Here is an 11426-nt window from a genome sequence, read left to right as displayed (position 1 = left end):
CGCACCGAATTCTATTGCTCATAAGTACTAGAGCCTGATTTAGTTGTACAATTGAGTAGATTTTTTCGAAAGAACTTCCGGAATCGAAACGCCGCAAGCGACTTTCTGTAACCCACAATAGGAATATTTGAGATCATGACAAACCAAGTCGGCATTGATATGAGCAGCGATGCGGAGTCGGATGAACTGTTGCAATACAACCCGAACCGTCTGCTGGACACCCTGATCGAGAACCTGCGCCTGAAGAATGACGCAGCCCTGTCGCGCGCGCTGGAAGTGGCGCCGCCGGTCATCTCGAAGATTCGCCACCACCGCCTGCCGGTCGGCGCATCGCTCCTGATCCGCATGCACGAAGTGAGCGATCTGTCGATCCGCGACCTGCGTTACTTGATGGGCGACCGCCGCAACAAGTTCCGCATCAGCGACAAGCAGTTCAAGCCGAAGGAAGGCGCATCGCCTTCGGCCTCGAGCGCCGAATAAGCTGAGCCATGCTTGCGCGGCCGTGCCGGATGCGGCCGCGCGAGGATGAGACGGACACTTGCATGCCAGTTGGCATGAAAAAAGGGGCGATTCGATCGCCCCTTTGTCGCGCCCCGGGTGTCGATCAAGCCGGGAAGACGCCGGTCGACAGATAGCGGTCGCCGCGGTCGCAGACGATGAAGACGATCGTCGCGTTTTCCACCGTCTGCGACAGGCGCAGCGCCACCTCGCAGGCGCCGGCGGCCGAGATGCCGCAGAAAATCCCCTCTTCGGCCGCCAGCCGGCGCGCCATCTGCTCGGCCGCGGCCTGGCTGACGTTTTCCACCTGGTCCACGCGCGACTTGTCGTAGATTTTCGGCAGGTAGGCTTGCGGCCACTTGCGAATGCCCGGAATCGACGACCCCTCTTCCGGCTGGGCGCCGACGATGCGCACCGCCTCGTTCTGCTCCTTCAGGTAGCGCGACACGCCCATGATGGTGCCGGTGGTGCCCATGGCGCTGACGAAATGGGTGATGCGCCCGCCGGTATCGCGCCAGATTTCCGGCCCCGTGGTCTCGTAGTGGGCGCGCGGATTGTCCTGGTTGGCGAACTGGTCGAGGATGATGCCCTTGCCTTCTTTCTGCATCTGCTCGGCCATGTCGCGCGCGTATTCCATGCCGCCGGTCTTGGGCGTAAGCACGATTTCGGCGCCATAGGCGGCCATGCTCTGGCGTCGCTCGATCGAGAGGTTGTCCGGCATGAGCAGGATCATCTTGTAGCCGCGGATCGCGGCCGCCATCGCCAGCGCGATGCCGGTGTTGCCCGAGGTCGCCTCGATGATGGTGTCGCCCCGCTTGACCTGGCCACGCTCCTCGGCGTTCTTGAGCATCGACATCGCCGCGCGGTCCTTCACGGAACCGGCCGGGTTGTTGCCCTCCATCTTGCCGAGGATGATGTTGTTGCGCGCGGCCGCGTCCGCGCCGGGCAGGCGCACCAGTTGCACCAGCGGGGTATTGCCGATCGTATCTTCGATGGTTTTATAGGCCATGCTTGCTCTCTTGCAGTTCTTTAATCTGACATTCTAATCCGAGACGCAAGAGCGCGTACGGTGGGCACGGGTGCCCACCGTGGGGCATCAGCGCAGCGGCGCCGGGTAGGTCGCGACGCTCACGTTGCCATCCTTGTCCACCGCCTGCACGCCGAAGAAGTAGTTATCCTTCGACAGCTTGACGGTCGCTTCGGTCACGTTGCCGACGAACTTGGACCCCTGCCAGCCGGACGCGGTCGTCTCGCGCCAGACGATGCGGTAGCCGGCCAGGTCCGGCTCGGCATTGGCCTGCCATACCAGCGTCGAATCGTTCACCAGCTGGTCGGTGCGCACCTTCACCTGTTGCGGCGCGGCCGGCGCCAGGGCCAGCGAGGCCAGCGTGGCGGCGTTCACCTTGGCCACCCTGGCCGTGTAGTCGAAGTCGACGAATTCGGTCAGGTCGCCATAGACCTTGCCGTTTTCGGTGCGCAGGTTCTGGTGCTGGTGCGAGAAGTCCTCGTTCGGTTCGGTAAAGCGCAGCGCGGCATAGCCCTGTTCGAGGAAAGGCATGTGGTCGCCGCCGCGCAGGTAGCGGTCGTGGCGCTGGATCACGCTGACCTTGAAGCCCTTGACGTAGCGCTCGCCCTGCTCCTTCGTGTGGCGCGCGAGCTGGCGCGAGAGCGAATCGTTCTCGCCGCCGGTGGCGACCAGCTGGCGCACGGCATCGCTCATTTCCTTGGTGGCCGGAATGCTTTGCGCGAACAGGCGCACCTGCTTGTCGTCGATACGGCCGTCGTCGGCGCGCGAGCTGCCGATGATGTCGTTGGTGAACATGCCGGCCACGTTCAGGTTGCCGGCGCGCGCCTGCTTCGCCCAGTGGGCGGCGCCCAGCAGGCCCTGCTCTTCGCCGGCGACCGTCATGAAGACGAGCGTCGCATCGAACTTGTGCTTGGCCATCACGCAGGCCAGCTCCATCACGGCCGCCGTGCCCGAGGCGTCGTCGTTCGCGCCGGGCGACTTGCCGGTGGCGTCCATCACATCGGTGTTGCGCGAGTCGTAGTGGCCGCTGACGACGTACAGCCGCTCTTTCGAGGCGTCCTGGGTGCCGGGCAGCGTGGCGACGACGTTGACGATCTCGGTCGGACGCGAGATGCGCGCCGACACCGGAGAAATGTGGCTGTCGTAGGCGACCTGCAAGGGCGTGCCGGCGCCGCAGCGCTCGAGCTCGGCCTTGATCCAGCGGCGCGCGGCGCCGATGCCGGTCGTCTCCGAGCTCGTGTCGGACATCGTGTGGCGCGTCTCGAAGCTGACTAGCTTGCGCACGTAATTCTCGATGCGCTTGGCTGAAATCTCGGCGACGATCTTGTCGATCTGGGGCTGGCGGCGGGAAACGTCCGGTGCGGCGGGTGTGGCGGGTGTGGCGGGTGCGGCGATGGCGCTGGTGGCGAACAAACCGGCGATGAGGCCGGCGGTAAAGCGGAAGCGGGGCATGAAGGTCCTTGGAATCGTTGCTTTCGATACCCTATCTTCTCATGCCTCCCGCGTTTCTTGCTGTATTTACATGCAAATATTCAGGTGCGAAAGGCTTGCGCCTACATGCTGGTTTTGGCCTCGGCCGGCTTGGCCTGCGCTTCTTTCACGGCAGGGGCCGCCTTGGCGCCCTTCTCCGGCTTGACGCCGGCCGCGGCGCCCTCCTTGCCCTTGCCGTTCACCTGCAGGCCCGCTTCGGACAGCTTGACTGCCTTCTTGTCGCCGACGCCCTTGACGCGCTTCTGGAAGTCGGCCCAGTCCTTGAACTCGCCCTTGGCGCGCTCGTCCAGGATCGCTTTCGACATGCTCGGCCCCACGCCCTTGACGCCGTCGAGGGCGGCGACATCGGCCTTGTTGACATCGACCTGGGCGAACGCGAAGCCGGTCGAGGCGACCAGCGTGGCAACGGCAAGCATCAGTTTCTTGATCATCGGGTCTCTCCATTCGGGTAGCGGACGGCGGGCGCCGTCCATCCGCGCTTAACGCGGCCGGCAGGAGGGGGTTGACGCAAGCGGCTTGAGCCGGCGCAAGCGCGGGTTCTGCCGCGCGCACCACCCAAAAGATCAGCCCGGGAACAGTTCGCCGCGCGTCACGGTCGCCGTACCGAGCTTGCCGACGACGATGCCGCCGGCGCGGTTCGCGGTCGCAAGCGCCACGTCCAGCGCCGCGCCCGCGCCGAGCATGGCCGCCATGGTCGCGATCACCGTGTCGCCCGCACCCGAGACGTCGTACACTTCGCGCGCATCGGCATTCACGTGCAGCACTTCGTTGGCCGTGTACAGGCTCATGCCCTCTTCCGAGCGCGTCAGCAGCAGCGAGTCCAGTCCCAGCTCTGCGCGCAGCGCCTGGGCCTTGTCGGTGAGCTGCGCTTCGCTCTTCCAGTTGCCCACGATGCGGCGTAATTCCGATTTGTTTGGCGTGAGCATGCTCGCGCCCGCATACGGCGAAAAATCGTCGCCCTTCGGATCGACCATCACGACCTTGCCCGCCGCGCGCGCGGCGCGGATCATCTCGGCCACGTTCACCAGGCTGCCCTTGTTGTAGTCGGAGAAAACGAGCACGTCGTAGTCCGGCAGCAGCGCCTTGAACTGGGTCAGCTTGTCGCGCAGGACGGTTTCCGTCGGGGCGTCCTCGAAGTCGATGCGCACCATCTGCTGCTGGCGGCCGATGACGCGCAGCTTGATGATGGTGGAAATGGCTTCGTCGCGCTTGAGGTAGCTGTGGATGCTGGAATCGCGCAGCAGGGTCTCCACCCGGGTCCCGGCCTCGTCGGCCCCGACCACGCCCAGCAGGCCGCTGTGGGCACCGAGGGCGGCGGCGTTGCGCGCCACGTTGGCGGCGCCGCCCAGGCGCTCCTCGCGGCGCTCGATGCGCACCACCGGTACCGGCGCTTCCGGCGAGATGCGCGACACCTCGCCGAACCAGTAGCGGTCGAGCATGACGTCGCCGACGACGAGCATGCGCACGTCGTCCAGGCGTGGGGCGGCGGCATGGAGGTAGTCTGCGCGGTCGAGCAGGCGGATCGGGGTCGTGGTCGTGGTCGTGGTCGTGGTCGTGGTCGTGGTCGTCATAGGCGTGGCGTCGGAAAACGTCAGTTCATCACAGTGAGTTCTTCGGTGCGGCGCGGCGGGTAGGTCTCCCAGCGGCTGCAACCCGGGCACTGCCAGTAATACTGGCGCGCCTTGAAGCCGCAATGGCTGCACTGGTAGCGCGCCAGCTTCGCGGTATAGCCGTGGATCAGGTTCTTCACCATCGACAGCTCTTCCCAGATATGCGCCGGCGCGTCCATCAGGCGCGCCTCGAGCAGCTTGTCCAGGCCGAGCAAGGTCGGATTGCGGCGCAGCTCGTCGAGCACCAGCTGTTTGGCAGCGTCCACGCCGTCGAGTTCAATCATGGCTTTGAAGATGACTTCGACCAGGTCGATCGAGGACGCTTCGGCCAGGTAGGAGCGCAGCAGGTTGACGCCTTCCTGCGGGCGGCCGACGCGGCGGTAGCCATCCATCAGGCGTCCGGCCACCAGCGCCACGTGGGGCACGCTTTGCTGCTCGACGCGCTTCCAGATGGCGAGCGCGCCTTCGACATCGCCCTGGGCCAGTAAGACGTCGCCCAGCAGGATGGTCGCGCGCACGCTGTTGCGGTCGGCATGCAGGGCCTTGTCCAGCAGGGCCATGGCGTCGGCCAGGTCGCTGCGTACCAGGGCGTCCTGGGCCAGCTCGCAATAAAATTGCGCGATTTCCTTCTGGCGCGCGCCGGCGCCCGAGGATTGCAGGCCGGCCGCGGCGTCGATCGCGCGGCGCCATTCCTTTTCGCGCTGGTAGATTTCCAGCAGCGCGCGCCGGGCCTGCACGCTGTAGCTGCCCTCGACCAGGCCGTTAAAGGTTTCCTCGGCGCGGTCGAGCAGGCCGGCCTTCAGGTAATCCATGCCCAGTTCGTACTGGGCCTGGGTGCGCTGTTCGAGCGGCAGGTCGGGGCGCGCCAGCAGGTTCTGGTGGACGCGGATGGCGCGTTCGATCTCGCCGCGGCGGCGGAACAGGTTACCGAGCGCAAAGTGCATGTCGGCTGTTTCCGGATCGAGCGTGACGATCTCGATGAAGGCGTCGATCGCCTTGTCGGGCTGGTCGTTGAGCAGCAGGTTCAGGCCCTTGAAATAGGCCCGCGGCAAGGTGCGCGATTCCGACAGGAGTTGCTTGATGTCGACCCGGGCCGCGATCCAGCCGAGGCCGAAGAAGACGGGGACGGCGAGCAGCCACCAGATTTCGAATTCCATGAAGTTCTTATTGTTGGTTGTTGAGGGCGTCGCCTGGACGCGGGCACGGCATCGCTCAGTGCGGCACGACCGCGACGGCGTCGGCCGGCGGCTGGGTGCTGCCGGTACCGGCCGCGCTCTGCAGCGCCTGGACGGTGTTCTTGTGCTGCGATGCCTCGCGGCGGTGGCGGAACACGGTCGGCGTCAGGGCCAGGATGCCGAGCCCGGCGCCGGCGATGAAAAAGGCCAGCAGCATCAGCACGAGCGGACCGCGCAGTTCGTAACCGAGGAAAAAGTGCAGATCGACTTCCTGGGTATTTTTCAGCGCGAAGCCGAAAAACAGGACGAAGAGGATAAATCCCGCGATGGTGGAGACGAATTTCATCTGGTGGGCCTGGCGGTGGGAGATGCAAAGGCGCAGTGTCGCATATCTGCAAGTTTATTTCAAAGCCGAGCGGCGTGCGCCGCCCTGCGTGGGGCGTGCGCACCGGCGCGCGGCCGACGAAAAAAAACGGCGTCCAATGGACGCCGTTCTCCGTGCCTGCACGCAGCAGACGACTAGTCTTCGATGATCGGTTGCCCGACCATCGCGTCGACCCGCTCGCGCAGCTGCTTGCCCGGCTTGAAGTGGGGCACCCGTTTTTCGGGCACCATCACCTTGTCGCCGGACTTCGGGTTGCGGCCGATGCGGGGCGGGCGGCTGTTGAGCGCAAAGCTGCCGAAACCACGGATCTCGATGCGCTGCCCGGTCGCCAGGGCATTGGTCATCGCGTCGAGGATGGTCTTGACTGCATATTCCGCATCCTTGGCGACCAGCTGAGAATACCGCTCAGCCAGTCGTGCAATCAGCTCGGACTTGGTCATCTGGTCGCCTCAGTGAGCTAAACGGTTCCGGCTCAGTTCTTGTTGTCGAACTTGGCCTTGAGCAGCGCGCCCAGGCTGGTCGTGCCCGATGCGGCATTGCTGTCGCTCGTGTTCGACAGCTTGCTCATCGCTTCCTGGGTCTCGACATTGTCTTTCGCCTTGATCGACAGCTGGATGCTGCGCGCCTTGCGATCGATGTTGATGACCAGTGCTTCGACCTTGTCGCCCACTTTCAGGTGGGTGCCGGCGTCTTCCACGCGGTCACGCGAGATTTCCGAAGCGCGCAGGTAGCCCTCGACTTCTTCGTTCAGGGCGATGACGGCGCCCTTCGGCTCAACCGACTTGACCGTACCGGTGACCAGGGAACCCTTGTCGTTGAGTGCGGCGAAGTTGTTGAACGGGTCGCCTTCGAGCTGCTTGACGCCCAGCGAAACACGCTCGCGCTCGACATCGATGGCCAGCACGACCGCTTCCAGCTCGTCGCCCTTCTTGAAGCGGCGCACCGCCTCTTCGCCGGCTTCGGTCCACGACAGGTCCGACAGGTGCACCAGGCCGTCGATGTTGCCCGGCAGGCCGATGAACACGCCGAAGTCGGTGATCGACTTGATCGAACCGCGGACCTTGTCGCCCTTCTTGTGGGTCATGCCGAAGTCGTCCCATGGGTTCGCCTTGCACTGCTTCATGCCCAGCGAGATACGGCGACGCTCTTCGTCGATTTCCAGGACCATGACTTCGACTTCGTCGCCCAGCTGCACGACCTTGTTCGGGGCCACGTTCTTGTTGGTCCAGTCCATCTCCGACACGTGCACCAGGCCTTCGATGCCCTGCTCGACCTCGACGAACGCGCCGTAGTCGGTCAGGTTCGTGACCTTGCCGAACAGGCGGGTGCTCTGCGGGTAACGACGCGACAGGCCGGTCCATGGGTCGTCGCCGAGCTGCTTGACACCCAGCGAGACGCGGTTCTTTTCCTGGTCGTACTTGAGGACCTTGGCGGTGATTTCCTGGCCAACCGACAGCACTTCCGACGGGTGACGCACGCGGCGCCATGCCAGGTCGGTGATGTGCAGCAGGCCGTCGATGCCGCCCAGGTCGACGAACGCGCCGTAGTCGGTGATGTTCTTGACGACGCCGGTCACGACCGTGCCTTCCTTCAGGGTTTCCATCAGCTTCTGGCGCTCTTCGCCCATCGATGCTTCGATGACGGCGCGGCGCGACAGGACGACGTTGTTACGCTTGCGGTCGAGCTTGATGACCTTGAATTCCAGGGTCTTGCCTTCGAACGGGGTGGTGTCCTTGACCGGACGGGTGTCGACCAGCGAACCCGGCAGGAATGCGCGGATGCCGTTGGTCAGGACGGTCAGGCCGCCCTTGACTTTACCGTTGACGGTACCGGTGACGATCTCACCCGATTCCATTGCTTTTTCCAGAGCCAGCCACGATGCCAGGCGCTTGGCCTTGTCGCGCGACAGGATGGTATCGCCGAAACCGTTTTCGAGCGATTCGATGGCCACGGAAACGAAGTCGCCGACGCTGACTTCCAGTTCGCCCTGGTCATTCTTGAATTCTTCGATTGGAATGAACGCTTCAGATTTCAGGCCGGCGTTGACGATCACGAAGTTGTGATCCAGACGCACGACTTCGGCGGAGATGACTTCGCCCGAGCGCATGTCTTGACGCGACAGCGACTCTTCAAACAGGGCGGCAAAGCTTTCCATACCGGAATCTTGGGTAGTTGCAGTAGACATAGGTTATTTACGAGTTAGCCAGCAAGACCGTCGATAGTGCGATCCTGAACTGGGTCAGGTTGAAACAACACCTGTTGGGCAAAACGCCGTGACAGGCACCAAACAATTACAGCAACGTATGCCAGTGAAGCACTTGCTCCACGGCCTCATCGACCGTCATGTCCGACGTATCGAGGATGTACGCGCCCTCCGCCGCGACCAGCGGGGCGACGGTGCGATGGGTGTCGCGTTCGTCGCGCGCCTGCAAATCAGCGAGCAGATCGTCCATGTTAGCAGAAATTCCTTTGCCAATCAATTGCTTATATCGCCGCTCGGCACGCGCTTCGACGCTGGCGGTAAGAAACACCTTGAGCCTGGCATTGGGGAAAATGACGGTCCCCATGTCGCGTCCGTCGGCCACCAGGCCGGGCGCCTTGCAAAAACCCAGTTGCAGGGCGTAGAGCGCCTGCCGCACGCGCGGAAAGGCCGCTATTTTCGAGGCGCAGTTCCCCACTTCCTCGGCCCGGATCGCCTCGCCCACCTCCTCGCTCGCCAGTAGGATGCCGCCGTTGGCGAAGCTGGCCGGCAGGTGTTCGGCCAGCTGCGCCACCGCCTGTTCGTCGTCGAGCGCGACGCCCGCGCGCATCGCCGACAGGGCCGTCAGGCGGTAGAGCGCGCCCGAATCGAGCAGGTGGTAGCCGAGCCGGTCGGCGACACGCGCCGCGACCGTGCCCTTGCCGGAAGCGGTCGGACCGTCGATCGTGATGACCGGGATGTGAGGATTGGGCATTGTTTTTACCTCTTGCTTGCGCGGGACGCGGTGGTGAGACTCGTGGTCAGAACAGTTCGCTGCGCGCGATACCCGCGAACGCCTCGAAGTAGTCGGGGAAGGTCTTGGCAACGCATTTCGGATCGTTGATGCGTATCGCGTTGCCGCGCCGCGCCGCGCCGTCCAGGGAAGCGAGCGAGAAGCACATCGCCATCCGGTGGTCGTCGTAGGTGTCGATGGTGGCCGGCAGCAGCTCCTCGGGTGGCGTGATGCGCAGGTAGTCCGGCCCCTCCTCCACCTGCGCCCCCACCTTGCGCAGCTCGATCGCCATCGCGGCCAGGCGGTCGGTTTCCTTCACGCGCCAGCTGGCGATGTTGCGCAGCGTGCTCGGGCCGTCCGCATACAGCGCGGCCACCGCGATCGTCATCGCCGCGTCGGGAATGTGGTTGAAGTCGGCGTCGATGGCTTTGAGCACGCCGTTGCCGCGCGCCTCGATCCAGTTGTCGCCGCGCGTGATCGTCGCGCCCATGCGCTCGAGCGCGTCGGCGAAACGCACGTCGCCCTGGATGCTGTCCTTGCCCACGCCCTCGACCCGCACCGGCCCGCCGCCGATCGCCCCGGCCGCCAGGAAGTAGGAGGCCGAGGAGGCGTCGCCCTCGACATGGATGCTGCCCGGCGAGACGTAGCGCTGGCCGGGCTGCACCGTGAACGAGGCCCAGCCGTTCTGCTCGACCGTCACGCCGAAGCGGCGCATCAGGTTCAGCGTGATCTCGATGTACGGTTTCGAAATGAGCTCGCCGACGACGTCGATGGTGACCGCATGGCCGCGCGCCATCAGCGGCGCGCTCATCAGCAGAGCGGTGAGGAACTGGCTCGACACGTTGCCGCGCACCGACATGCGGTTCGCATGAATGTGGCCACGGCGAATGCGCAGCGGCGGAAAGCCCGCCTCCCCGGTGTACTCGATCTGGGCGCCGATCCCGTTGAGGGCGTCGACCAGGTCGCCGATCGGACGCTCGTGCATGCGCGAGACGCCGTGCAGCGTGTAGTCGCCGCCGATCACGGCCAGGGCGGCCGTCAGCGGGCGGATCGCGGTGCCGGCATTGCCCATGAAGAGGTCGGCCGCGCCGACCGGCAGCGTGCCGCCGTTGCCGTGCACGAGCACGGTGCGCTCGTCGATTTCCTCCCAGCGGATGCCGAGCGAGCGCAGCGCGCCGAGCATCACCATGGTGTCGTCCGAGGCCAGCAGGTCGTGGATCGTGGTCTCGCCTTCGCACAAGGCCGCGAGCAGCAGCGTGCGGTTCGAGATGCTTTTCGAGCCCGGCAGGCGCACCGTGCCCTCGACGTGCATCACGGGTTCGAGGTCGATGTGCTGCGGATAGTGTTTCGGCTTTTGCTGCGTCATTCTGGTTCCTGAATCTGTGGCGGAGTAGGCTCGGCGGTTTCGATCGCTTCGCTCCAGGCGCGGCGCGCGCGCTGGGCGTTGGTATAGATGACTTCCAGGGCGGGGCCATCGTTGGCGGCGAGCCGTGCGCGCAATACTGTCAATTGTGCCAGATATGCATCGAGCTCGGTGAGGAGCGCGTCGCGGTTGGCCAGGCTGATGTCGCGCCACATTTCGGGCGAGGAGCCGGCGATCCGGGTGAAGTCGCGAAAACCGCTGGCGGCGTACTGGAACAGCAGGTCCGCATGCGGCTTGGCGGCGATGTCGTCGACCAGCGCGAAAGCGAGCAGGTGCGGCAAATGGCTGACGGCCGCGAAGACGCGGTCGTGCTGCTCCGGCGTGAGCGTGTGGACGATGGCGCCGCACAGGCGCCAGGCGGCGGCGACCAGGCCGACGTCGCCGGCCGCGTTTTCCGGCAGCGGCGTGACGACGGTCTTCTTGCCCTGGTAGAGATCGGCAATTGCCGCATCCGGGCCGTTCGATTCGCGTCCCGCGATCGGGTGCGCGGGCACGAACTGCCCGACCCGCGCGCCCAGCACGGCGCGCGCGGCGGCGACGACGTCCGACTTGGTGCTGCCGGCGTCGGTTATGACCGTCCCCGGTTCGAGATAGGGCAGCAGCGCGGCCAGGATGGTCCCGGTCTGGCCCACCGGCGCGGCCAGCAGCACCAGGTCGGCGCCGCGCATGGCTTCCTCGGCCGAGGCGGCGATGGCGTCGACGATGCCCAGTTCGAGTGCCCGCGCCATGGCTTCACGCGAGCGTCCCATGCCGACGACCTGGCGCACGGCGCCGGCGCCCTTGAGCGCCAGCGCGAACGAGCCGCCGATCAAGCCGACGCCGACGATGACGACTTTGCCCAGCAT

12 protein-coding genes are annotated in these 11426 nt (G+C 65.1%); 1 reads left to right on the top strand and 11 read right to left on the bottom strand.

Translation table 11 applies throughout. From position 1 onward, the window contains the following. The first annotated feature begins 135 nt into the window (after positions 1-135). Entirely contained in the window at positions 136-480 is a 345-nt protein-coding gene (locus ACFPOU_RS13770) for a hypothetical protein (RefSeq protein ID WP_379722152.1), read from the top strand. Positions 481-604: 124 nt separating this feature from the next. On the opposite strand, the gene cysM is transcribed toward ACFPOU_RS13770, so the two are convergent. The 11 genes from cysM to ACFPOU_RS13715 all read right to left on the bottom strand — a co-directional run bounded on the left by cysM (position 605) and on the right by ACFPOU_RS13715 (position 11426). After that, positions 605-1507, bottom strand: coding sequence for a cysteine synthase CysM (cysM, locus tag ACFPOU_RS13765; RefSeq protein WP_379722150.1), 903 nt, complete (start codon positions 1505-1507; stop codon positions 605-607). 87 nt (positions 1508-1594) lie between these two features. Next, positions 1595-2977: a M28 family peptidase gene (locus tag ACFPOU_RS13760; RefSeq protein WP_379722148.1), complete on the bottom strand. Its 1383-nt coding sequence runs from the start codon at positions 2975-2977 to the stop codon at positions 1595-1597. 101 nt (positions 2978-3078) lie between these two features. Next, positions 3079-3447 (bottom strand): ComEA family DNA-binding protein, encoded by a 369-nt coding sequence (locus tag ACFPOU_RS13755; RefSeq protein WP_379722146.1) that lies wholly within the window; start codon positions 3445-3447, stop codon positions 3079-3081. A 132-nt stretch (positions 3448-3579) separates the two neighbouring features. Beyond that, the gene (rfaE1, locus tag ACFPOU_RS13750; protein WP_379722144.1) at positions 3580-4587 is read right to left on the bottom strand and encodes a D-glycero-beta-D-manno-heptose-7-phosphate kinase; all 1008 of its coding nucleotides are present in this window, start codon (positions 4585-4587) and stop codon (positions 3580-3582) included. 20 nt (positions 4588-4607) lie between these two features. After that, entirely contained in the window at positions 4608-5783 is a 1176-nt protein-coding gene (lapB, locus tag ACFPOU_RS13745; protein WP_379722142.1) for a lipopolysaccharide assembly protein LapB, read from the bottom strand. 55 nt (positions 5784-5838) lie between these two features. Continuing rightward, a complete protein-coding gene (locus ACFPOU_RS13740; protein WP_379722140.1) occupies positions 5839-6147 on the bottom strand; it encodes a LapA family protein in 309 nt (102 codons plus the stop codon). A 173-nt stretch (positions 6148-6320) separates the two neighbouring features. Beyond that, a complete protein-coding gene (locus ACFPOU_RS13735) occupies positions 6321-6626 on the bottom strand; it encodes an integration host factor subunit beta (protein WP_056344442.1) in 306 nt (101 codons plus the stop codon). Between the two features lie 32 nt (positions 6627-6658). Then, positions 6659-8371 carry a 30S ribosomal protein S1 gene (rpsA, locus tag ACFPOU_RS13730; protein WP_379722137.1) on the bottom strand — a complete coding sequence of 571 codons (1713 nt, stop codon included), beginning with the start codon at positions 8369-8371 and terminating at the stop codon, positions 6659-6661. 106 nt (positions 8372-8477) lie between these two features. Beyond that, a complete protein-coding gene (gene cmk / locus ACFPOU_RS13725; RefSeq protein WP_379722135.1) occupies positions 8478-9140 on the bottom strand; it encodes a (d)CMP kinase in 663 nt (220 codons plus the stop codon). A gap of 46 nt (positions 9141-9186) precedes the next feature. Beyond that, positions 9187-10524, bottom strand: coding sequence for a 3-phosphoshikimate 1-carboxyvinyltransferase (gene aroA / locus ACFPOU_RS13720; RefSeq protein ID WP_379722133.1), 1338 nt, complete (start codon positions 10522-10524; stop codon positions 9187-9189). Next, a complete protein-coding gene (locus tag ACFPOU_RS13715) occupies positions 10521-11426 on the bottom strand; it encodes a prephenate dehydrogenase (RefSeq protein WP_379722131.1) in 906 nt (301 codons plus the stop codon). The genes aroA and ACFPOU_RS13715 overlap by 4 nt, the downstream gene beginning before the upstream one ends.

Origin of the sequence: Massilia jejuensis, assembly GCF_042656795.1 — a bacterium.
In the GTDB taxonomy this organism is placed as follows: domain Bacteria; phylum Pseudomonadota; class Gammaproteobacteria; order Burkholderiales; family Burkholderiaceae_D; genus Telluria; species Telluria jejuensis.
This window is presented reverse-complemented; position numbering and strand designations above follow the sequence as displayed.